This window comes from Bacillus sp. Au-Bac7 (assembly GCF_021341655.1).
In the GTDB taxonomy this organism is placed as follows: domain Bacteria; phylum Bacillota; class Bacilli; order Bacillales; family Cytobacillaceae; genus Niallia.
In genome coordinates this window covers 209723-233177 of sequence record NZ_JAJTTG010000003.1, presented here as the reverse complement: position 1 = coordinate 233177, position 23455 = coordinate 209723, and the positions used below count along the sequence as shown (strand labels likewise).

Annotated in this window: 24 protein-coding genes; 19 read left to right on the top strand and 5 right to left on the bottom strand. The window is 40.2% G+C overall.

What is annotated here, in order from left to right; translation table 11 throughout:
- Window position 1 precedes the first annotated feature (1 nt).
- On the top strand, window positions 2–1234 hold the full coding sequence (locus LXM54_RS14220) for a glutathionylspermidine synthase family protein (protein WP_233315867.1): 1233 nt from the start codon (window positions 2–4) through the stop codon (window positions 1232–1234).
- Window positions 1235–1568: 334 nt separating this feature from the next.
- Here LXM54_RS14220 and LXM54_RS14215 read toward each other — a convergent pair whose 3' ends face one another.
- A complete protein-coding gene (locus tag LXM54_RS14215; protein WP_233315866.1) occupies window positions 1569–2189 on the bottom strand; it encodes a TetR/AcrR family transcriptional regulator in 621 nt (206 codons plus the stop codon).
- A 170-nt stretch (window positions 2190–2359) separates the two neighbouring features.
- Here LXM54_RS14215 and LXM54_RS14210 point away from each other — a divergent pair, with 170 nt between their 5' ends.
- From LXM54_RS14210 to LXM54_RS14165, 10 genes are all read left to right on the top strand, one after another.
- Window positions 2360–3541 (top strand): YhgE/Pip domain-containing protein, encoded by a 1182-nt coding sequence (locus LXM54_RS14210; RefSeq protein ID WP_233315865.1) that lies wholly within the window; start codon window positions 2360–2362, stop codon window positions 3539–3541.
- 132 nt (window positions 3542–3673) lie between these two features.
- Window positions 3674–4138 (top strand): hypothetical protein, encoded by a 465-nt coding sequence (locus LXM54_RS14205; RefSeq protein ID WP_233315864.1) that lies wholly within the window; start codon window positions 3674–3676, stop codon window positions 4136–4138.
- 349 nt (window positions 4139–4487) lie between these two features.
- Complete coding sequence (locus LXM54_RS14200; RefSeq protein ID WP_233315863.1) at window positions 4488–5321, top strand: transketolase; 834 nt, start codon at window positions 4488–4490, stop codon at window positions 5319–5321.
- A complete protein-coding gene (locus LXM54_RS14195) occupies window positions 5321–6265 on the top strand; it encodes a transketolase family protein (protein ID WP_233315862.1) in 945 nt (314 codons plus the stop codon). The genes LXM54_RS14200 and LXM54_RS14195 overlap by 1 nt, the downstream gene beginning before the upstream one ends.
- A gap of 23 nt (window positions 6266–6288) precedes the next feature.
- Complete coding sequence (locus tag LXM54_RS14190) at window positions 6289–7047, top strand: SDR family NAD(P)-dependent oxidoreductase (RefSeq protein WP_233315861.1); 759 nt, start codon at window positions 6289–6291, stop codon at window positions 7045–7047.
- Between the two features lie 194 nt (window positions 7048–7241).
- The gene (locus LXM54_RS14185; RefSeq protein WP_233316148.1) at window positions 7242–7904 is read left to right on the top strand and encodes a FadR/GntR family transcriptional regulator; all 663 of its coding nucleotides are present in this window, start codon (window positions 7242–7244) and stop codon (window positions 7902–7904) included.
- Between the two features lie 239 nt (window positions 7905–8143).
- Window positions 8144–9493 (top strand): gluconate:H+ symporter, encoded by a 1350-nt coding sequence (locus tag LXM54_RS14180; RefSeq protein WP_233315860.1) that lies wholly within the window; start codon window positions 8144–8146, stop codon window positions 9491–9493.
- 22 nt (window positions 9494–9515) lie between these two features.
- Window positions 9516–9965, top strand: a complete 450-nt coding sequence (gene rpiB, locus LXM54_RS14175; RefSeq protein WP_233315859.1) for a ribose 5-phosphate isomerase B — start codon at window positions 9516–9518, stop codon at window positions 9963–9965.
- 21 nt (window positions 9966–9986) lie between these two features.
- Window positions 9987–10913: an ATP-dependent 6-phosphofructokinase gene (locus LXM54_RS14170; RefSeq protein WP_233315858.1), complete on the top strand. Its 927-nt coding sequence runs from the start codon at window positions 9987–9989 to the stop codon at window positions 10911–10913.
- Between the two features lie 106 nt (window positions 10914–11019).
- Window positions 11020–11286, top strand: a complete 267-nt coding sequence (locus tag LXM54_RS14165; RefSeq protein ID WP_233315857.1) for a hypothetical protein — start codon at window positions 11020–11022, stop codon at window positions 11284–11286.
- 36 nt (window positions 11287–11322) lie between these two features.
- On the opposite strand, the gene LXM54_RS14160 is transcribed toward LXM54_RS14165, so the two are convergent.
- The 3 genes from LXM54_RS14160 to LXM54_RS14150 form a co-directional block, all read right to left on the bottom strand.
- The gene (locus tag LXM54_RS14160) at window positions 11323–11484 is read right to left on the bottom strand and encodes a hypothetical protein (protein WP_233315856.1); all 162 of its coding nucleotides are present in this window, start codon (window positions 11482–11484) and stop codon (window positions 11323–11325) included.
- An 82-nt stretch (window positions 11485–11566) separates the two neighbouring features.
- A complete protein-coding gene (locus tag LXM54_RS14155; RefSeq protein ID WP_233315855.1) occupies window positions 11567–11800 on the bottom strand; it encodes a hypothetical protein in 234 nt (77 codons plus the stop codon).
- 66 nt (window positions 11801–11866) lie between these two features.
- The gene (locus LXM54_RS14150) at window positions 11867–12136 is read right to left on the bottom strand and encodes a DUF3949 domain-containing protein (protein WP_233315854.1); all 270 of its coding nucleotides are present in this window, start codon (window positions 12134–12136) and stop codon (window positions 11867–11869) included.
- A 181-nt stretch (window positions 12137–12317) separates the two neighbouring features.
- On the opposite strand from LXM54_RS14150, the gene LXM54_RS14145 reads away from it, so the two are divergent.
- The 5 genes from LXM54_RS14145 (at window position 12318) to LXM54_RS14125 (ending at window position 18569) form a co-directional block, all read left to right on the top strand.
- The gene (locus LXM54_RS14145; protein WP_233315853.1) at window positions 12318–14348 is read left to right on the top strand and encodes a Na+/H+ antiporter; all 2031 of its coding nucleotides are present in this window, start codon (window positions 12318–12320) and stop codon (window positions 14346–14348) included.
- 107 nt (window positions 14349–14455) lie between these two features.
- Entirely contained in the window at window positions 14456–16378 is a 1923-nt protein-coding gene (locus tag LXM54_RS14140) for a BglG family transcription antiterminator (protein WP_233315852.1), read from the top strand.
- 136 nt (window positions 16379–16514) lie between these two features.
- Window positions 16515–16829, top strand: coding sequence for a PTS sugar transporter subunit IIB (locus LXM54_RS14135; RefSeq protein ID WP_285109765.1), 315 nt, complete (start codon window positions 16515–16517; stop codon window positions 16827–16829).
- A 36-nt stretch (window positions 16830–16865) separates the two neighbouring features.
- Window positions 16866–18185 (top strand): PTS sugar transporter subunit IIC, encoded by a 1320-nt coding sequence (locus LXM54_RS14130; RefSeq protein WP_233315851.1) that lies wholly within the window; start codon window positions 16866–16868, stop codon window positions 18183–18185.
- A 42-nt stretch (window positions 18186–18227) separates the two neighbouring features.
- Window positions 18228–18569 carry a PTS lactose/cellobiose transporter subunit IIA gene (locus LXM54_RS14125; RefSeq protein ID WP_233315850.1) on the top strand — a complete coding sequence of 114 codons (342 nt, stop codon included), beginning with the start codon at window positions 18228–18230 and terminating at the stop codon, window positions 18567–18569.
- 14 nt (window positions 18570–18583) lie between these two features.
- Here the strand turns inward: LXM54_RS14125 and LXM54_RS14120 are convergent, their stop codons facing one another.
- Window positions 18584–20014, bottom strand: coding sequence for an aminotransferase-like domain-containing protein (locus tag LXM54_RS14120; RefSeq protein WP_233315849.1), 1431 nt, complete (start codon window positions 20012–20014; stop codon window positions 18584–18586).
- 123 nt (window positions 20015–20137) lie between these two features.
- On the opposite strand from LXM54_RS14120, the gene LXM54_RS14115 reads away from it, so the two are divergent.
- The 3 genes from LXM54_RS14115 to LXM54_RS14105 all read left to right on the top strand — a co-directional run bounded on the left by LXM54_RS14115 (window position 20138) and on the right by LXM54_RS14105 (window position 23434).
- Window positions 20138–20740: a LysE/ArgO family amino acid transporter gene (locus LXM54_RS14115; protein ID WP_233315848.1), complete on the top strand. Its 603-nt coding sequence runs from the start codon at window positions 20138–20140 to the stop codon at window positions 20738–20740.
- A 72-nt stretch (window positions 20741–20812) separates the two neighbouring features.
- Entirely contained in the window at window positions 20813–21355 is a 543-nt protein-coding gene (locus LXM54_RS14110) for a YdhK family protein (RefSeq protein ID WP_233315847.1), read from the top strand.
- A gap of 681 nt (window positions 21356–22036) precedes the next feature.
- A complete protein-coding gene (locus tag LXM54_RS14105; RefSeq protein WP_233315846.1) occupies window positions 22037–23434 on the top strand; it encodes an NCS1 family transporter in 1398 nt (465 codons plus the stop codon).
- Window positions 23435–23455: the final 21 nt, after the last annotated feature.

Sequence of the window (23455 nt, the reverse complement as noted above, 5' to 3'; positions counted from 1 at the left end):
AATGGATCGCCACATAGAAAACAGAAGGCGCTTCTATTCGCAGATAGACAGCTTCTGGGCAGATCTTTACGGGGAGGAGTATGCCCTTTATGATGTGCATATGCTGTCACAGGAAGAAGTGGAAAAGATACGCCAAGTCAGTGAATATACTGGGCGAATATTCTTTAAAACATGGGAGCTTTTAAAGGAAGTGCCAGACCGGACATTGCGGGAAATGGGCTTTCCAGAAGAAGCCTTCTCTTTCCTGCGTCTGGAGACAATGGCAATAAGAAGTGTTATTTCCAGGCTTGATTTAATCCCATATCAAGACAGCTATAAATGCATTGAAATTAACGCAGACACACCAACCTTTATTAAAGAGCTGTTTTCCATAAACGGCAAAGTATGCTCAGAGTTTGCCGTAACAAACCCGAATGAAGGCTTGGAACAGGCATTAAAGAAGGCTGTCCGCACTGCGATCGAGGAAGCGGCAGAAGCAATTGGCAAGGACAGGCCAACGATTGCCTTTACTGCCCATGACGACAATATCGAAGATAAAGAAACAAGCCTGTACTTGCTGAACATTTCAGAAACAACCGGCACATACATACCGCTGCATAAGCTCCAGATTGAAAAGGGGAAGGGGCTGTTTGACGAGGCTGGAAATCAAATTGACATCCTGTACAGACAAACCTTTCCAATTGAAAATCTTATTCTTGATGAAGATGAAGAAGAAAATAAAATTGGCATCTGGCTGTTAGAGCTTGTTGAGGAAGGGAAGCTGTCCATCATCAATCCACCATCTGCCTTCCTGCTGCAAAACAAAGCAGTTCAGGCAGTTATTTGGAATCTGCATGAACAAAGACATCCATTTTATACAGATGAAGAGCATCACTGGATCGAGTCCTATTTTCTGCCAACCTACCTCGAGGCTGAACCCTTCATAGAGCGGAATATGGATTTTGTGAAGAAGCCAGCCTTTGGCAGAGAAGGAGATACTGTTGAAATATATAAAGGGAGCGGCAGGCTCGCCCTTGCGGATACCCAGAAGTCCTATACCGACTTTCTCCCTGTCTATCAGCAGTACATCGAGCATCCAAAAGCATCAATACAGACAGAAAAAGGCCGACAAGAAGGGAGCCTTCTTATCGGCAGCTTCCTTCTTAATGGAAAGCCCTCAGCCATCGGACTTCGGGCTGGAGGTACTATTACGAATAATTTATCTTATTATCTTCCGGTTGGGGTTAGGGAATAAAAGAAAAAAGGAAATCAGAAGGAGATCTGATTCCTTTTTTTGTTTTGCTTTTTAAATATAATTTCTTTTTTATTTTTACTTGAATGTTAGCAATCAGTGACCTGCATTATCTGTAAAGTGCCCGTCACCATCATTCATAGAAATATACAAATTTCATGAGTCAGCTGAAGTTCCTGAATATCCTACTGAAAACCCATTAATGGTGTCGTAGTAAGTCCTTAATAAAAATCCCAGCTAGTTTTGTGAATGAGCTGGGATTTTACGTTTTTTTTGTGTGTAAATGAAAAATTTAAGAATGTTGGGCTAAGTCGATGCATTTCTTCGCTTCTAATAGTTAGTTATTTTTTAACCCAGCTGCATAAAGAGGACCGTTGACTGTAATGGTTGTCAGGATACGAGCCATTTCTTGGGGAGATTCCTTCCTGCCGCTATGCAACCACTGTTGCACTACTCCAATCAATGCCGTTCCCATGTAGGATGCCAAGTATTGCCCTGGAACAAGGAAATTTTCTTCTTTTACAAGAGAGCTTGGATTGTTTCCATAAAGTGAATTCCAGATAAATTCTCTCAGTCTTGTCTGAAATGATAAATCACCTTTTGGACCTAACAAAGCTTTCATAATAGCACTATTACTGTTTAAATATTCAAATAATGCAACGGTAAGAGGAAATGGTGGCACAACTGGAGCATCCGCCTCAAGTGAAGCAATAACACTGGGGAAGTTTTGCTTTGCAATACTGGACATTTCCTCCATGATTTCTTCTTCACATTTTGCCATTAAGTCAAATTTATCTTGATAATGGGCATAAAATGTTCCTCTGTTAATTTTTGCTTTAGTTGTTATATCTTTAACTGTAATGGCTTCAAAACCCTTTTCGGTTATTAACTCTATCAATGCGTCTAGAATAGATTCCTTCGTTCGAGTGACTCTTAAATCAGTTTTACCTTCAGACATCTCAGGTTCCTCCTTTGTTGTTATCCAACACAATTTATAAAGGTGTTCTTTATCCAACATATACTATTTATTTGCTTATTGAAGGAAGTACATTTCATCCATATAATTTAGAAGATAATAAACAACACGTTGTTCGTTTATTATACTTATCTTTTTGGAGGAGTTCAAATATGTTTAAAAACAAACTATTACTGTTATCACCATTCATTACATTGGTCATAATATTTATATTTTTATTAACATTAATTCCATCGGTCCAACCAGTACCTAAAAATCTGCCGATAGCAATTGTGAATGAGGATGCTGGAGTGAAGATACCAGATCAATCAGAAATGAATGTGGGCAAAACAATAGTGGAAATGATTAAAGAAAATTCACAGACAACTTCAGACCAAGAAGACCCTGCAGTCAAATGGATTGAAGTAAGTAGTCTTAAGGAAGTTCAAAAAGGATTAGATAACCAGGAATATTATGCAGCCATGGTTATTCCGAAAGATTTTAGTGCTAACCAGGCTTCTTTACAAACAGCAGCACCTGCTTCACCATCTGAACTTCAAATCTTTATTAATCAAGGTATGAATACAATGGCATCAACATTGGCAGGGCAAATTTTGAACGGTGTAGTGGACAATATAAACAGCAATGTTCGTACACAACTACTAAATGGACTAGAAAAACAAGGAACAGCAATAAGCATACAACAAGCTGAAGCCCTGGCAACACCTATCACTTCAAAAGTTACTAATGTTAATGAAACTGGTACTAAAAGTGCTAATGGCAATGCACCTGTTTCTTTATTCCAGCCTCTTTGGATGGCAAGCTTAGCGAGTGCTGCCATTATTTTTATTTCACTTAAAAAGACAACCATAACTAGTCGAAAAGAAAGTTTAGTAGTGAGATGTGTGCAGGTTTTTATTGGAGCAATTATCACACTGGTCGTAGGATTTGGATTAACTTGGCTGGCAGATGGAATGGTAGGACTTCATATTCCTGATTTTTTGAGTACAGCTTTATTTTTATCGATAACATCCTTTAGCTATTTTCTAATGATTTCAGCTGTCCTTTCCATTATGGGACTAAGAGGTATGCCTATTTTTATCTTAATGCTATTCTTTGGTGCACCATTACTGGCAATGGCTCCAGAAATGATGTCACCATTCTATCAAAACTGGGTCTATTCTTGGTTACCGATGCGATTTATGGTAGAAGGCTTACGAGAACTACTATTCTTTGATAAAGGTTTAACTTGGGATTCTGTTTCTACCCTTGTTTGGATTGGAGTTGTAGGCTTTGTCGTCATCTTAGCTTCTGCGTTAAAATTCAAAGCAACAAATAAGCAAACCCAAAATTAAAAATTAGAAAAAATCCCAGCTTATCAGAAGTAGGGTTATGGTCAAATGAAAGAGGTATTTTCGTTCTAGACAATCAACCGTTTTGAACTGCGATGCATATAATTTATCTATGTCGGTTTTTAGGTGAGTGTAATGAAGCTGGAGGACAAAACCTTAGATTGTCGTTTATTAAGGGAAATACAACGGGATATTGATATTGTGATTGCTTCGTTGCTTTTAACTGGGCAAATAACCGTTAGCCGAATTTACTTTGGTCCAGGTTACTTTGGTTTTACAGTCGGCGGGCCAATTACAGGTGGATCTAGGCTAGAAGCGAAAAAGGGCAATCAGTTTGCTGATATTTCATTAGATGTTATTGATATTATCTTAGCCATTCTGTTGATAAAGGACGAAATTAATCTTGTTGGTCTGTTTATCTCATCAGATGCGAGATTTTCTTTAAGTATCAGCGGACCCATTTTTGGAAGGGAAAAGGTAGTTCCGGTTCTTCCATACTTAAAAAAGAATCAAAGGGAATTCAGAAATATTGTCAATAACAGCTTTCGTCTCGATACACAGCTAGTGGATAAACTTAAAAAAGCTAGTGAGGTGTTCTAAATGAGTTTAACAGATTTGCCTGTCATTAAAGGAACGAGCAGTACAGGGAAGTTTCTAATCGCATTATCTCTCGTGATTTTTATTTTCTTTTTTACTCAAGATAAGGAAATGGATAAATAAATACTTTCAAACGCTAAACAGCAAAGCTGCTTAGCGTTTTTTGTTGTCGTTAAATAGTGAAAATTCTAATAAATACTAGAAAAATAACAAATCCACCCAAATAAATCGTTTACATTTCTGTTGACAAATGTTGAAAACGTTTTATAATGGTAAACAAAGGTAACTTAGTATACAAGTAGACAAGTAAATAAGTATACAGGTTAAAATTCAATTCCTTGGGGTGATTAATATGAATGCAACAATTATTGAAGAGTTAAAGCAAAATGCAGTTGATCTTAGAAAAACGGCACTGACGATGATTCATAAGGCACAATCAGGGCATCCTGGAGGTTCATTTTCGGCGGCTGATATTATTGCGGCACTGTATTTTAAGGAAATGAACATCGATCCAAACAATCCTAATTGGGAAGATAGAGACCGTTTCGTTTTATCAAAAGGGCATGTTTGTCCAATTCAATACTCGGCTTTAGCGCTAAGAGGGTTTGTTGAGTATGACACCATTTATACACTTCGCCAAATGGGGTCTCCATTCCAAGGTCATCCGGATATGAAGAAGTGTCCAGGAATTGATATTTCTACAGGCTCTTTAGGTCAAGGTCTTTCATGTGCAGTCGGAATGGCGTTGGCAGGAAAAAGAGACGAAAAAGAATATAGAGTGTTTGCAATGGTTGGTGATGGCGAATGTCAGGAAGGACAGATTTGGGAAGCTGCACAAAGCGCCGTTAAATATGAATTAGATAACTTAGTAGTTTTTGTGGATGATAATGGACTGCAAATTGATGGTCCAACAGAAGAAATTATGCCGAACCAAGATCTTGAGCTGAAGTTTAAGTCCTTTGGTTTTGAAACAACAAGAATAGACGGCCACTCAATGGAGGAAATTGTTGCAGCACTAGACAGCGCAAGAAACTCTAAGAATAACAAACCGAAATGTATTGTTTGTAACACTGTAAAGGGAAAAGGTGTTTCCTTTATGGAACATTCGGTAACTTGGCACGGAATTGCTCCTAATGATGAAGAATACCAAAAAGCATTGGCAGAATTAGAGGGAGGGCTAAAATAATGAGTGAAAACAAAGTGTTACAAAAGAAAGCAACAAGAGAAGCCTTTGGTGATGAAATTGTCCGTCTTGGCGGATTAAATAAAGATATTTACGTTGTAGATATTGATATCGGTAAGTCTTGTAAAACAACAGAATTTGCCAATAAGTTCCCGAAACAGCATGTTAATGTCGGGATTGCTGAACAAAATGGCGCTGGATTAGCAGCAGGTCTAGCGACTACAGGCAAAATTCCTTTTGTAAGCACTTACGCGGTCTTCGGCTCGATGAGAATGGCAGAACAAATTAGACAGGAAATTTGTTACCCGAACTTGAATGTGAAAATTGCTTGTTCACATGGCGGTCTGACGCCAGCAAACGACGGTGCGAGCCATCAAGCGATTGAAGATATGGGTGTTTTGCGAACAATCCCTAACATGACAGTTGTGATGGGTGCTGATTATCATTCCACAAGAAAATTGGTGGCGCAAGCTGCTGAGAAATATGGTCCTGTCTATCTTCGTTTTACACGAGATACGATGCCATTCATTTACGATGAGAATGAAGAGTTTATTATCGGCAAAGCGAAGCGATTAAAGGAAGGCCATGATATCGCCATTATTGCAAATGGAGATACTGTCTATCTTGCCTTGGAAGCGGCGAAGCAATTAGAAAGTAAAGGTATCTCTGTGAAACTGCTGGATATGCATACGATTAAGCCATTAGACAGAGACGCAGTTGTAGAGTGTGTGAATATCGGCAAAATCATCACTGTAGAGGATCACAATATTATCAATGGATTAGGCAGCGCTGTATGTGAGGTCGTTGCAGAAGAAGGAAGAGGGAAAGTGCGCAGAATCGGTGTTCAAGACCAGTTTGGGCAATCTGCTCCATATGAAAAATTATTAGAGCTGAACGGCATAACAATAGAAAATATCGTAAACACAGCGCAAGAATTGCTTCAATAATACTATTAAAGGGAGAGAATACTATGTTTAAATTAGATAATAGAGTTGCGATTGTAACAGGAAGCGGTTCGAAAAAGGGAATTGGACGCACGATTGCTTTAACACTTGCGAAACAAGGTGCCATTGTCGTAGTTGCTGATTTAAATGAAGAAGGAATCGAAGACACAGTTAATGCCATTAAAACACAAGGTGGAGAGGCATTTGGTGTGCTGTTGAATGTTACCAGCCAAGAATCCAATGATACAATGGTTCAAAAAGTCTTAGATAAGTATGGCCGCATAGATATCTTAATTAACAATGCTGGAATCTCTCAAAAAGTAACAGTTGAAGACATGACAATTGAGGATATTACAAAAGTATTTAACGTAAATATGTTTGGATTATTCTTATGTACACAAGCAGTCCTAGACACAATGAAAAAACAAAATTTCGGCAGAATCATCAGTCTGTCTTCCGTGTCAGCAAAACGAGGCGGCGGTGTGTTCGGGGGAGCTCATTACTCTGCATCAAAAGCGGCTGTTCTAGGATTTTCGAAAAACTTAGCTCGTGAAGTGGCACAGCACGGAATCACAGTCAACTGTGTTGCTCCTGGTCTTGTAAACACAGATATTTGGAAGTCACTTCCGGAAGAACAGGCAGCTAAAGTAATTGATGGAATTCCAATGGGCAGACCTGGTGAAACAGAGGAAGTGGCTGCAGCCATTGCGTTTTTAGCAACGGAAGAGGCATCCTATATCACTGGGGAAGAAATAGATATTAACGGCGGATCACATATGGACTAATTAACCACTTTCTAAAAATAAATCATAGCCTTAGATAAAAGAAGCTTCGGCTATGATTTATTTTACTTTTATTGCGCTTACATATTTTTATTTTATATAATAACCTTAATAGTATAATAGGTTATCTAATAATATTAACGCAGAGAGAAGTGGTTATTATTAATTTTAATCCAGTTTCCAGCAAAAAATTGTATATGCAAATATATCAGCAAATCTTATCAGAGATTGAGTCAGGAACTTTTAAAGTAGGAGATAAGCTGCCTGCAGAAAGAGAATTATGTGAGCAGTTTGGTGTCAGCCGTGCTCCAGTTCGTCAGGCACTGAGTGCATTGGAGTTAAATGGATTCATTTATTCCCGCCAAGGCGAAGGCGTTTATGTAAAAAGCAATCAAAACCAAGCTAACAATTCCCACGATCCTATCTCATTTGATTCTGTTTCTCCAGAAGAAATAGTAGAGGTTAGAATGAACATCGAGCCTTTAATCATTAAGTTTGCCGCACAGCGTGCTACAGATGAGGAAATTGCTGTGCTCAGGGAAACAATAAACAAGATGGAAGAGGAAACAAAGTCAGGTGTTTACGTTCCGGAAACAGACGAAGCACTTCACTATAATATTGCAAAAGCCTCTCATAATGAATTGTTCATCAATATTATGGCAGCAATCATTAATGCGATGAAGAAACAGGAAATGTGGCAGTTCATACGAGATCGTACTGTAACAAGACCAGATTATTTGGAAGTAAATTTAAATGAACATAAACAAATCATCGAGGCTATAGAAAAACGAGATGAAAAAAAAGCGACAGACATTATGACTAACCATATGCAAAACTTATATGACCGTTATTGGAAATGATGAGCTGCTTTTATTACATAATTTGTTGAGATAGCCTAAACAGGATTGCTTAGGAATGGCTTTAGGCGCTCTCAACATATTATTTAATAGTAACTGCTTTATTTTTTTAGTGTACTTAGCATACAAGAAGATAAGTATACAAATGTTAAGTAAAAAAGAAAGCGTATTCAAATATAATGCTAGACTGATAGATTCATTGTAGTGAAGTTCGAACCAATAAAAAGGCTGAGGTGAATAATATGCCATTACTTTACGTATCTGTTGGGGTAATAATATTAATCTTTTTAATTATGAAGCTGAAATTAAATACCTTCTTCTCACTGATTATTGTCTCTTTTATCGTTGCCCTGCTTTTAGGGATACCTTTAGAAGAGATTGGACTAATTGTTGAAAATGGATTAGGCAGTACATTAGGACATATAGCGTTAATCTTTGGACTTGGTGCTATGCTAGGTAAATTAATCGCTGATGCTGGCGGAGCAAACCGGATTGCGATGACGCTTATCAATAAGTTCGGAAAAAATAAAATTCATTGGGCGGTTGTTATTGCTTCCTTTATCGTCGGTATCGCCTTGTTTTATGAAGTAGCCTTTGTGTTAATCGTACCGATTATATTCACAATCGCAAAAGAAGTGAAAATCTCGATTGTTAAATTGATTTTGCATATGAGTGCGGCTTTGCTGATCACACACAGTTTTTTGCCGCCGCATCCAGGTATTACGACAGTTGCGAACGGACTTGGCGCAGATGTTGGGACTGTTCTTTTATACGGGCTGATTATTTCGATTCCTTGTGTGATTATCGCAGGAGTCATCTATCCGAATATTGCTAAAAGAATCGTGCCAAGTGCCTTTGAAAAGGTTACCCCAGACGGAGTTTTTAAGGAAGAGAAATCTTTTAAATTAGAAGAAACACCAGGCTTTGGCATCAGTGTATTTACAGCGATGCTGCCAGTAATTCTGCTGGCAATTGCTGCTGTTATTAAAATTATTGAAGAAGCACTGAATTATCATGACGGCCTTATTTTTAAGGTGCTGCAATTTCTTGGTGAGCCTTCCACTGCAATGATTATTTCGCTGTTAGTTGCGATTTATACAATGGGCATAAAAAGAAACATTGCTATGGTGGATTTAATGAAATCCTGTACGAAATCTATTAATTCGATTGGGATGATGCTGCTAATTATCGGCGGAGGCGGTGCCTTTAAACAAGTCATCATTGAAGGCGGTGTTGGCGAATATATCGCAGAACTATTTGAAGGCTCTGCATTATCACCAGTTTTATTTGCGTGGATTGTGGCTGCGATATTAAGAATAGCTCTTGGGTCTGGAACGGTTGCGGCCATCTCCACAGTTGGTTTAGTCACACCAATGCTTGCAATGCACCCAGAAGTTAATTTAGCGCTCGTAACTTTGGCAATAGGCTGCGGCAGCACGATTTGTTCTCACGTTAATGATGCTGCGTTTTGGATCGTGAAGGAATATTCGGGCATGACGCTGAAAGAAACATTTGGAACATATACCGTTCTTTCCACAATTTCTTCTGTTATTGGCTTGGTTTGCACGCTGATTTTAGACTTATTTGTATAAACTATAATTAGGAGGTTTTACGATGAAAATAGCAATTGGATGTGACCATGGCGGCGATGATTTAAGACCTGTTATCGCGGAATATTTACAAGAATTAGGGCATGATGTAATAGAGTATTCACCTAAGTCAGGAGAAAGCACAGACTACCCTCAATATGGCAAAATGGTTGCAGAGGATGTTGTGGCAAATAAAGTAGATGCAGGTATTTTAATTTGTGGAACGGGTGTGGGCATATCGATTGCTGCCAATAAGGTCAAAGGCATCCGAGCAGTAGTCTGCAGTGAACCGGCAACAGCAAGGCTATCAAAACAGCATAATAATACGAATATTTTAGCGTTTGGCGGAAGAATAGTCGGCAGTGTTTTAGCAAAAGAAATTGTAAAGGCTTGGTTAGATGCAGAATTCGAGGGAGGCAGACATGCAAGAAGAATTGGCATGATTGCTGATATCGAAGAAGAATTCCTATGCTAAGAAGTATTGGAGGAAGTTACTATGAAGAAGCTCGCAGTCATTACGAGCGGCGGTGATTCACCAGGCATGAATGCTGCCCTGTTTGGAGTCGTAAAGGAAGCAGCACGCCATGAAATACAAGTTTTTGGCTGTGTAAATGGCTATATTGGCATCATAAAGGAAGAGTTTATGCTGTTAACTGAATCAGAGCTGTTTAAAGTCATTGATATTGGCGGAACCATTCTCGGTACGCAACGCTTTCCCGAGTTTGCAGACAAAGACATCCAAACAAAAGCAGTAGATATCTTAAGGAAGCATGAAATAGACGGGCTTGTTGTAATTGGCGGAGACGGCAGTTATCAAGGCGCTAAAGCCTTGTCCCAATTGGGCTTCCCTGTTGCTGCCATACCTGGCACGATAGATAATGATATTGCCCTTACGGATATCACACTTGGCTTTCACACTGCTGTAGAAAATGCCGTTGATGCCATTGATAAAATAAAAACATCAGCAGCAAGCCATAAGCATATTTTTGGTATAGAAGTAATGGGCCGTGAAGCCTCTGATATCGCCATCTGGGCCGGCCTGGCAACAGCTGCTGACGGCATCATCGGCACAAGCGAAGACTGGAACTTAGAAAAAGTGCTAGAAGGAATGAGAAGTTCTGCTGGAAAAAGCCAAATTTATATTTTGGCGGAGGGTGCGATTAGTGCAGAAAAGTTTAAAGCAGAAATCGAAAGTCATTCCGAATTTAAAATCCATCCACTAGTGCTTGGTCATATTCAACGAGGCGGAAAACCTTCTGTTACCGATCGTATCATGGGCATTAAATTCGGTGAAAAAAGTGTGGAAACATTGCTTGCAGGCAAAAGCGGCATATGCCTTGCTGTTCACGCTAATGCTATAGTTGAATTGGAATTAGGGAAGGTGCTTTCTAGTACAAATAAAGAGCCGTTTTTGCCTTATTAAATTTGTAAAGATTTTTTAGAAAGCTGCTGATGGCAGCTTTTTTTGCTATTATCATTGTATATTATCATTAACAGAAAATGAAAAACGCAATATACGAGGTACATAAATGTACGAATTTGAACAGGAATCCAGAAAAAAAGCGAAAGGTTCTAACACTTATATAGTCTTATTTGTTATATCTTTTTTTGTAAATCTTCTTTTTTTCCTAATAGAAGGAAATATCATTCGCAGCTTATTCAGTTTTGTATTTTTCCTGCTAGTACTTGTGTTTGGACTGCGAAAGAAATTATGGGCGCTGATTATTATTAAATATACAGTTTGGCTTCATTTAGTCGCTCTTGTTCTGTTAGCTGTCGGTGCTATCTTTAAATAAAAGGAAGGAAGATACAAATCAGTCTTCCTTCCTTTTCTATGTAGCATCCTTCTTCATTAATGCCGCAATATTTAAGACAATAAACAATAAGACAATGATTACACCTGCCGCATTCATTGTATGATGGCCAATTACTTTATAAGTAATGGCGGCAAGAAATAAAAATAAAGAAATAACATTTAACCACTTAGTATTCATCTAACGCTCCTTTTTACAAATATATCCATATATTTATTTTACCATAAAAATACATATATGTGTGTTGAATACTAAATATTACTTAATTGGTGGTTTCTCGCTTTTTAAATAGGTTTGGCAGTAAAATTCCGAGCCCGATAAGCAAGGCAATCACACTAAGAGTAAGCAAGGGTCCGCCATGTTCTTCAAGTGAATCGTGAAAATTTGCTGCTGAAGTGTTTTGAGTGGTACATAAGATGGCTATAAACATATAACGGGTAGAAAATAATAGCACAGAAGACAGGATACATGCAGCACTGATGATCGTTGTTTTCATAGAGCCTCCATTTAGTGTAATAGGGTAAAAAATCAAAGCAGCCTTGTGGAGGCTGCTAAAGGTTCCTTATATGCTTGTCTTTGGATGTTTTATTTTATAAACGATGGATGCCATAATATTGGCAAGGAAGAATAGAGCATTTCCTTGATTATGGCTGTGCAGCACTAATTCACCTGCATTCATCTCGTCGTACATTTCTCCCTGTGTTTTGCCTTTTGCTTTGTACTTACGTTCTTCTTCCTTTAATGCTACGAGAAAGCGGTATTGAACTGGCAGCATTACAATGGAAAGCAGCACATAAATACCAATCACGGTGAAGAAAATAGTGGAGTACATTTCAGTTACCTCCTTTACAGTAAAATGGGAATTTTCCGTTACTTGTAAATATTATAACATTAAATGTAATTTATTTCCTCTTGAATACTGGTTTTCATTTCACATTCGTTAACGTACTAACATAAAAGTTCCTTACAAGACAAAAACTATGCCAAATTTCATTTTTTCAAGGGAGAATGCCATGGATTTACTGATTACGATTATTTTACTGTTATTATCCTTGCTGATATCTAATATTATCAGTCACTACATACCTTCCATTCCAACGGCGCTCACTCAAATTGCGTTTGGAATGCTGTTAGCTTTCTTTTTTGAGGATATCTCCTTTGAAATAGAAACAGAATGGTTTCTGCTGCTGTTTGTAGCACCGCTTCTTTATAATGACGGACGGTATTTTCCTAGAGAGGAGCTGTGGAATATGAGGGCGCCGATTTTCGGAAATGCGATTATCCTTGTTATCCTGACAGCAATCGGCGGCGGTTATTTCATTCATTGGATGATACCGGTCATACCTCTCGCTGCAGCATTTGCACTTGCAGCCATCCTGTCACCGACAGATCCTGTCGCTGTTAATGGAATTGCCAAACGCATTCACATTCCAGCTGGCGTGCTTCATCTTGTCAGAGGAGAATCGCTGATTAATGATGCCTCTGGCTTAGTTGCCTTTAACTATGCTGTTGCGGCAGTTGTGACAGGTTATTTCTCCTTGCATGAGGCAACTCTTGATTTTGTATATAAATTTATATTAGGAGCTTTGCTTGGAGCGGCGTTGGCGTTGCTAATCACATGGGTGCGATTTATTTTACGCAAACAAGGAATCAATGATGTTACTTTTCATTCCTTGCTGCATATCATTACTCCGTTCATCATTTTTATCGTGACAGAGGATTTGCTTCACGCATCTGGCGTAATCGCTGTCGTTGTTGGCGGGATCGTTCATTCATTAGTAAGGGAAAGGCGCGAATCTGCAAGCCCTGAAGAACAGGTGCTGACAGAGAATATTTGGTCGCTTATTCTGTTTACATTAAATGGAGTTGTGTTCTTACTGTTAGGCTTGAACATTCCATCCTCGATGAGAGAGACCGTTTCAGATCCAAGTATCGGCAATTGGCTCGTTATCGGCTATTGTCTCGCCATCGGCCTTGTTATATTAGGCATTCGTTTTGTTTGGGCATATGTGTTTGCTCATTTTGAATATCGTTATTTGAACAAGGGTGCTAAAAAACCAGATATAAAAAATGCCTTGTTCGTCTGTTTAACAGGTGTGCGCGGTGCTGTGACAATGGCAGGTATATTATCGATTCCCTACTTTTTAGACAGCGGAGATCCTTTCCCAGCAAGGTCCTTGCTCTTGTTTTTAGCAGCAGGAGTTATTCTGTTTACATTAATTGTAGCAACCGTGTTTCTTCCAGTCTTAAGTAAAGGAGAAGATATGGAGGATGCAGAAGGAGAAAAGGATTTGTCTCCATTTAAGCAGAGACTGCTAGAGAAAGCTGTCGACCAGATCAGGTCTGTAGTCAATGAGGAAAATAAGACAGCCGCTTACGAGCTAATCGGAGAATACCGGCGCCGAATTCGTGAACTGGCAAGAGACCAAGGCAAGAAGATTTCGGCAACAGATGTGGAATTGGATGTGAAAACGGAAATCCGCATCAAGGCAGTCAAAGCAGAAAGAAGATATATCCAGTCACTAATGGATAAGAACAAAATCGATGAAGAGCTTTTCTGTACATTTGAGAGGTCGCTTGAATACAGGGAAGAGGCATTAGCTGGCAGTTTGCAGTCTGGTACCCTTTATCTTGTCGGAAGAATGCTGAGAAAGTGGAAAAAGGTAAGAAAGTTTTATCGTAAAGATAAGGAATTGGCGATTGCCAAGCTGGAGAAAGGCAAGGATGTTCAGCTGCAGGCCATGCAGGCAGCAATCGATTTCCTAAAGGACTATGCAGAGGAAATGGAAGAGCTCAAACAGCAGATTCATGCAGTTATCCTTGATTACAAGCTCATGATGGAAAGACTGCGAACATCATCGCGAAATTATGACGAAATACAGGAAGAGCAGAAGGAAGAGCTTCGTATAAAGGTGCTTGATGTAGAAAGAGCAGAAATTCAAAGTATGTATGAAAGTGGAGAGATTAACAGGGACCAGGTAAAGGAGCTTAGACGATTTATTAATTACGTCGAAAGTGCCGCTTTACATGAGCATGCAGAATAAAGACTAACGGCAGCCTATTTTTTACAGGCTGCTGTTTATTTTTCGGAAACAAGAAAGCGGTTTCTGTTATAATGAGAGGAAATACTGCAGGCGAAGGGAGGATTGGCATGCTGTCTGGGAGACAAAGGGGAATCTTGCTGCTGCTGAGCAGACATAAGGAACCGGTTACGGCTGAATGGATAGCGAAAGAGCTGAGTGTGAGCGACAGAACGATTCGCAAGGAATTGAAGAATATGCAGGGTGACTGCAAACAACTTGGAGTGAGCATCAGCCCTATTAAGGGAAAAGGCTACTGTCTACATATATTAGACCATGAAGTGTTCCAGCAGGAAATCAATCCGATTCTGACGGAAGCCGATTCAGGAGGCTATGATTTTTCTGACCAAAAGACAAGGGTGCATTTTCTCTTGAAACATCTTTTGCTGCAGGAGGGTTATGTAAAGCTGGAGCAGTTTGAGAGAGAAATGTATGTTTCGAAATCAACTATTCAAAAGGATCTTCGGCATGTTCGGGAAATGCTTGGTAAATATAAGCTGTCACTGCTAGTCAAGCCTCACTATGGTGTAAATGTCGCTGGGAGTGAATACAGAAAGCGATTATGCTTCGCCAACTACAGGCTGATGGAAGACTCTTCTAAAAACAATAGCAGGTTATCAGAGAAAGCCTTTGCTGACCAAATAAAAAGAATCATTATTAATAAAGTAAATGTTCATAAAATTGAAATTTCTGATGTTGCCTTAGGTAATCTGACAAATCATATTGTGATTGCTTGCAAACGGATGGAACAAGGCTTTGCGATGGGAGAGCTGGAGCATACAATCGGGGAGGCGCATCCCTTCGAGAAAAAAGTAGCGTTAGAAATTATTGGAGAGGTAGAAGCGCTAGCAGGCTTCTCGTTTCCTAGTGCGGAGCTTGAATATATAATTATCCACTTGATGGGCACGAAGCTTCTGCATGAAAATGCGCTGACAGAGTATCGCGAATTTGATGAGACACGAGAAATTGTCAGCTGTATGGTAACAAGGCTGAAAGAGGAGCTCAATTGGGATTTCACATCAGACCGGGAGTTTTTACACGCTTTGGCGCTCCATATTAGGCCTGCCATTAACCGGCTGCGCTTTGAAATGAATATTCGCAATCCGCTCGTTAATGATATTAAAGTGAAATACCCAAGTGCCTTTGAAGGAGCCATCATTGCCAGCAAATGTTTGGAAGACTGGCTGTCCGTTAAAGTGGAAGAAGATGAAATCGGCTATATTGCCCTTCATATCGGTGTTGCACTTGAGCGTATGAAAAGAAAAGCCAGGAAGCAAAAGCGTGTTATTCTTGTATGTGCTTCAGGTGTGGGAAGTGCAAAGCTGCTGTCCTACAGGCTGCAGGAGCAGTTTAGCAGAGAGCTGGAAATTGTGGAATGCATTAATTACTATAAGCTGGCAGACTATGATCTTTCTGCAATTGACCTTGTTATCAGCACGATTCCGATAGCGGAAAGGTTAGCAGCACCTGTGCAAGTTGTCAGCAACTTTCTTGAAGCAGACGATATAAAAGGAATAAAAAAGCGCCTTACCTCAACAAAGAAGGCTACTAAAGACAGTTATCTTGCTGAAGACCATGTGTTTATCGGTAAACAGCTGGAAACGAAGGAAGCTGTTATCGAATTTTTGAGCAATATCCTTTATGAACAAGGTCTTGTTTCCAAACAGTATGGAAGGCTTGTGCTCGAGCGGGAAGGAATTGCCTCCACTAGCTTTGGCAATTTGGTTGCAATCCCTCATCCGACCATGCCGGAAACAAAAGATACATTCTGGACTGTTTGCACATTAGCAAAGCCGATAAGCTGGAATGAAAATCAGATGGTTCAGGTTGTCTGCTTGTTAAATATAAGCAAGGACGCAAAGGGAGATTTAGAGGAAATGTATGAGCAGCTCATTTCCATCATTGAAGATAAAAAGGTGATACAGCAAGTAATCAAGGCAAAGTCCAAAACGGAAGTCATCGAGTTATTTCAAACAGAAACAGTAAGAAGCTAATTGTTTGTGCAATTAGCTTCTTTTTATTTCATGTAGAGATTTCCGCTTCTAAGCGGAAAATGCAAATATGATAAATTAAGCGCTTTCATTATACAATGAGGAAGTAGAGAAATTCCTTATAAGGGGGACAAAAAAAGTGAAGACAGTCATGCTCGTGTGTGCTGCGGGAATGAGCACAAGTTTGCTTGTGACGAAGATGCGCCGGGCAGCTCACGCAAAAGGCTTGGATATCACCATCTTTGCCGTATCTGCAACAGAGATAGATGATGTCCTTGAGACCAGAAAGGTTGATGCCTTGCTGCTCGGCCCGCAAGTGAAGTTCAGAAGGGAAGAAATAGAAGCAAGGTTGCAAGGAGAGAATATTCTGCTTGATGAAATCAACATCCAGCATTATGGCATGATGGATGGAGAAAAAGTACTGCAGCAAGCACTGAGTCTTGTAGGAAGCTAGTATTTTCATAAAACTTAGAAGAAACGAGGGGAGAACATGCAGAAACTTATTGAGAACCTGGAAAGCAAGATGGGTCCACTTGCAATGAAGCTTGATGGAAACAGGTATATTACGGCAATTAAAGACGGATTTTTTGGTGTTATGTCCCTATTGATTATCGGTTCAATCTTTTTGCTGCTTGGCAATATTCCAATCGGCGGCTATGCCGAATTCATGAGTTCCCTGTTAGGGGAAGATTGGGCATCCTACTTTACTGTTCCTTATGATGTGACAATGAATGTGATGACAGTGTATGTCATCATTGCAATGGCAAGAAGTCTTTCGCGCACATATAAGCTCGATGGCATTGCCTGTATCAGCATTGTTGTCGTAGCATTCCTCATTCTAACACCGATGTTAGAGCTGAAAGACGGCGGATTAGGTATCCCTGTAACTAATCTTGGCGCAAGCGGCTTATTCCTAGGGATGATTGTTGCGATTGCAGCTGTTGAAATCGTCCGTTATATCGATAAAAAAGGCTGGAAAATCAAGATGCCTGATTCTGTTCCTGAAAATGTGGCCAGATCCTTTTCAGCACTTATTCCAGCATTGTTTGTTATTATCGTCTTCAATCTTGTCCGCATCATCTTTTCATTAACACCATTTGGGACAGTTCAAGCCTTCATTTATCATTATCTTCAAGTTCCACTCCTGTATTTAGGAGACACATTGCCGGCGACTTTAATTGTTACCGTCTTTGAAGGAGTTCTATGGAGCTTCGGTATTCACGGTTCCAATGTTGTCAGCGGTATTATGAAGCCAATCTGGCTTGCTTTAACAGCAGACAATGCAGCTGCATTCAGTGCAGGTGAAGCCATTCCGCATATTATCAACTTCCAGTTTTACGCGAACTTCATGAAGGTCGGCGGCTTTGGAGGCACACTTGGACTTGCTATTATTTTGTTATTGTTCGCTAAATCAAAGCAGTATAAAACATTAGGCAAGCTGGCGATTGGACCTGGGATTTTCGGTATTAACGAACCGCTTATTTTCGGGATTCCGATTGTTTTAAACCCAATTATGATGATTCCGTTTATTTTAAATCCGCTGATTTTGGCAACAGTTGCATACTTTGCAATGGCATCTGGAATCGTGCCGCTGACAAATGGCACGAATATCCCTTGGACGACACCGCCGATTATTGCCGGCTTTCTCGTCAGCGGCTGGAAAGGCGCATTACTTAACGTCGTGCAAATCGGTATTTCTATCCTTCTGTACTATCCATTCTTCAAATCTGTCGACAGAATAGCATTGCAGAATGAGAAGGAGCAAGAAAAAACAGAAATCTCCAATGATGGCGGAGTTAACTTCAACTAATGAAATGCCAAATAAAAGGCAGGAAAAGGACGTGATATAGAAATGGCAGAGGATGCAATGGAGCTGACAGGCTTTACAATTATCAGCAATGTGGGAATGGCAAAAAGCCTCGTCATGGAAGCTCTCTATGCAGCGAAAAAAGGAGAATATGAGCTGGCAGAACAGAAACTGAAAGAATCTCAAAACTTTTTCCTCATCAGCCACAAGACACATAGCGCATTGATTCAAAGGGAAGCAAACGGCGAAAGCCTGCCGTTTTCCCTCCTCTTCATGCACGCAGAAGACCAGCTTATGAGCGCTGAGACAACTTATGAGCTGGTCAAAGAAATGATTGATATGTATAAACGATTAGATGTAATAGAAAAAGGCAGTGTCAACAGCTGACACTGCCTTTTTTTTTATGCGCGAAAATTCCTAATTATTGTCGCGAGCGTAATCAGGCCCTCCTCGAGCTCCTCGAAGGAAGCGTACGAATAAGACAGGCGGATATGGCTGTTGAAGTTGCCGTAAAGTGTGCCTGGATTAATAAGAATACCGTGCTGAAGGGCTTTTTTAAAAAGCAGCTGCAGCGGGATGTCCTTTATTAGTGACAGCCATATATAAAAGCCGCCTGCCGGCTGTTCCCAAACAGCAAGATCTGCGAAATAGGTGGACAGAAGCTTCTGTACAAAATCCCGTCTAACCTTCAGTTCATGCCGCATTTTCTCTATATGCATGTCATATTGGCCATTTGTTAAAAGCTTTGTGACAGCAAACTGGGAGAGTGTACTCGAGCCGTAATCTGTTTGCATCTTAATGTCTGCGAGCCTTTCAATGACAGGCTCTGGGGCTGCGATAAATCCGATGCGAAGTCCTGGCCCTAACACCTTCGACATGCTGCCTACATACAAAACATTGCCATGTTTATCAAGTGCCTTTAAGGGAGGCGGCGGTGGTGAGTCAAACCATAAATCACCGTAAACATCATCTTCCAAAATAGGCATTCGTTCTTTAGCACATGCCTCCAGCAGCTCCATCCGTTTCGTTTCTGCCATGCAGTAACCTGTTGGGTTATGAAAGGTAGGCGTCGTATACAGCAGTGCCGTATTATGCAGCCGTTTTGCCCGGCTAATCGCCGAGAAAGACAGCTCACCGTTAAGTGGAACCATCCGAATTCCTGCCGATGGAAACACCATAATGGAATTTAAATAAGACGGTGATTCTGTCAAAATGGCAGAATTTTGGTCGAGCAGGCCGACTGAAATCAGCTGCAATGCCTGAATGGCTCCAGAAACAATCATTATGGAATTTGGTGTCGTGCCAATCCCCTTTTTTTGCAAATAGTCACTTACAGCCTTTCTTAAGAGAAAGCTGCCTTTTCCTTCTGGATAGCTTAATGACAAAGCAGCTGTTTCTGCGAAGGCCTGCTGAATCATCGCAGTCGGCAGAAGGCTTGGAGACAGCTCACCTGTTCCAAGTCTAATGATATTAGGGGAGAATTCTGCTTTGTTTATCTCTTGAATCATTTGAATATTAGGCAGATGAGTTCCTGATTGAACATAAGTTTTCCAGTCGGCACGTGATCCTGCTGTAAGCGAACTCCATGTATTTTGACAAACGACTGTGCCTCGTCCGACTTGTGATTCAATCCAGCCATCTGCCTTCAGCTCCTCTAACGCATACACAACCGTGCTTCTGTTGACCTGGAAATTGTCAGCTAACTCTCGTTGGGGAGGCAGCTTGTAGCCAACAGGCCAGTTCCCTGAACTAATCTGTTTTTGAATAAATTCGTAAATTTGCTGATAGAGAGGAAGAGCACCCTGCTTGCTTGGCTTCCAGTGATTATCCATACTTGTTCTCCTGTTTTTGTCTCATTATATAAAATGGTTGGGGAGATTACCAACCAATTGGTTGGAGACAAGGACGAAGTGTTGCCGTAAACTGATGGATATTAACGATTTGGAGGGAATATCATGCTAGAAGCAGCTATTCATGGAATGTTATTAGCACTAGGGCTCATCCTGCCTTTAGGTGTGCAAAATATATTTATTTTTAACCAAGGAGCAGGCCACAGGAAGTTCCGCAGCAGTTTGCCTGCCATTTTGACAGCAAGCATTTGTGACACCTTGTTGATTTTGCTTGCAGTATTAGGAGTATCGTTGTTTTTATTTCAATTCATTTGGCTGAAAAACCTCCTCTTTATAGCAGGGGCTTGCTTCCTTATCTATATGGGCTATGCAATATGGAAAAGCAAGCCGAAGACAGACGGCGGCCACACACTAACACCTTGTAAGCAAGTCGGCTTTGCCATGTCCGTTTCGCTGTTGAATCCACATGCAATTATGGATACAGTCGGAGTAATCGGCACAAGCTCGCTTATCTACAGCGGCACAGAAAAGCAGCTGTTTACTCTAGCCTGCATCGCCGTATCTTGGGTTTGGTTTTTCTGCTTGGCAATTGCCGGAAGAATGCTAGGCAAAGCAGATAAGTCAGGAAAGCTGCTTGTTCTGCTCAACAAAGCTTCCGCTCTCGTTATGTGGGCAATGGCAATTGTGATGGTCAAACAGCTTCTATAACAACCCTTCATGTTTAAAACCCCTCCTTTAGTGATAACAATAGGAATAATACATAAAGGAGGAATTTTACAGATGAAGTGGAGAATGCTAGGATTGCCAATACTAGCAGTTGCCATCATTATGGGCAGTTGTACTGCAAATAACGATAATGAAACAGACCATAATCATACAGATGAAGAACATACACATACAGGCACTGCTGAACTGCCAGAAGGATTAGAGCTTGCCGCTGAACCAAAATTCATTGACGGCAGCCAAGTGACCATCCTCGCTGATCATATGAAGGGCATGAAAGATGCTGAAGGAACGGTGCTAAGCTCCTATGATACGATTGCATATGAAGTATCCTATACTCCTGTTGGCGGAGGCGAAATGGTGCATAACCACAAATGGGTCGTGCAGGAGGAAATAAAAGACGCCGGCAACGAAAAGCTTGCCCCAGGAACAGAAGTAACCCTAGAAGCGGACCATATGGAAGGTATGAAAGGCGCAGAAGCAGTGATCGATGCAGCGGTAGAAACTACTGTTTACATGGTCGACTATACACCAGCAAACGGTGGAGAAAAAGTGACGAATCATAAGTGGCTGACAGAGGATGAACTCGAGGCTAGATAGTGAGGGAAGGAAGCTTGTTATAAGGACAGGCTTCTTTTTTTCTTAACTGTAAAAATATAGGTCAGCTAACAAATAAGCTCAGCTGTTGTTAAGCTTATCCATTTATTAGTCTATTAAACGAACATAACTAAGATAACATCCTTCTCACCAATCATTTTTATAATAAAAGAAATATTGAAATACTGCGGCAATAAGGGGTTATCGTATTTAGCATAGCTATTATAAGTAAGATTTATAGTAGTGCATTTATGCTTAAACTTAGTTCGCGTGAATTTTTTCATGATTTTTACCTCTTCTTATATGTAAAAAAGCTTACATTTGGTTCTGCCATAATAACACTAATAACTGAAAGAAGTAGAGGTGTATTCAGAATAGGGTAACTCCATTTTTTGTGTTGTTAACTAAATGCTTACTTCAAAAGCCGATCTTCCTCCAAAAATGTGCAAACAGTCTAGAAATCTTGTGTAAATTTTACATTTTCTCCAATGCTTTTCAAAAACAACTCTTATATTATTAACACATATTAAAATATGTTAGGTTTATTAACAACTATTGTCACTTTTTATAACGGATGGAAAGGAGCATTTGTCAGACTGTAAAAGGCTCTTTATAACTTAAATTTTCATAATAATCATAATATTCAAGTTGTTGAATCACTTATTTAAAAGGAGATGATGGAACATGTCTACAAACTTGGCAAGTCAACCAATTGCAGAAGCAACACTTCCAAATGGGGGAGATGTAGATGAATCATTAAGACCGAAATCGGTTGAAGAAAGAAGTGTCGGTAAGCTTTCGTACATGTTCATGTGGATTGGTGATGGCGTTAATTTAGGGAATATGACCTTAGGTGCAAGCTTGATTGTCGCTGGAGCAGCAACGCTGAATCTTATGCAAACATTCGTAGCTGCGATTATTGCGATTGGAATTATATCTATATTTTTTACATTGAATGACCGGCTCGGTTATAAAACGGGAGTTCCTTATGTTATGCAGCTGCGGATGTCTTTTGGGATCAAGGGTTCTGCCATTACAGCTTTATTGCGTGGAGTTCCTGCCATCATCTGGTTTGGCTTCCAAAGCTGGCTTGGCGGTACAGCTTTGAATGAGATTGCGAAAATAGTGACAGGCGGTGCTTTTGATAATACGGTTATCTGCTTTGTAGTGATACAGCTAGTGCAAATTGTTCTTTCTTTATATGGATTCCACGCAATTAAATGGGTCGAGATTTTAGCATCTGTTGTTATCATGCTGGGACTTGTTTATGTGTTTTATCTTCTTATGGCATCACACCGCGAAATTATTGCAGAAAGATGGGTTCATTCTGAAGGGACATGGGGGCTGCCATTCTTTGCATTCATCATGGTGTTCCTCGGCAACTATGCAGCCATTTTCCTAAGTGCAGCAGATTACTCTCGTGAGTTGAAATCAGGTGTCAGCAGCACAAAGCGCGGCTTCTTATACTTCTCACCAATCTTCATTGCTTATGGTTTTGTTCTTACAATCGGTGCGATGCTTGCATCAGCAACAGGTATCTCAAATCCGGTCAAAGCATTTGCAGTAGTGGTTGATAATCCTTATATAACGGCAGCTGTTTCGGCATTTATTGTGATTGGTGCTATTGCTGTAAATATGGTAGCGAACATCATTCCGCCAACATATGTGATTACCATGCTGACAAAAGCGAAATACAAAGTTGCTGTCATCATTACTGGCCTGCTTGCATTTGGTTCATTCCCATGGGTGCTTGTCCAAGATGATTCAGCAGCCGGCTTGAACACATTTGTGTTAATCTACTCCGCCTTTTTAGGTCCAATTGTTGCCATCTTGCTCGTAGAATATTATCTATTGCGAAGACAAACGGTGAATGTTGCTGATTTATATGACGAAACCGGCCCGTTTGCAGGCTTCAATCCTTGTGCAATTATTGCGATGCTGCTCGGTGCAGGTGCTGCATTTATTGAAGTAGATCTCGGCTGGATTGTTGGAGTTATTGTTGGCGGATTGTCGTACTTCCTGTTGATGAAATATACCTTTAAAGATTCGGTCTTCAAGAAAGGAACAATATTCGAGCGGTAATGGTATAAACATATGAGAAAA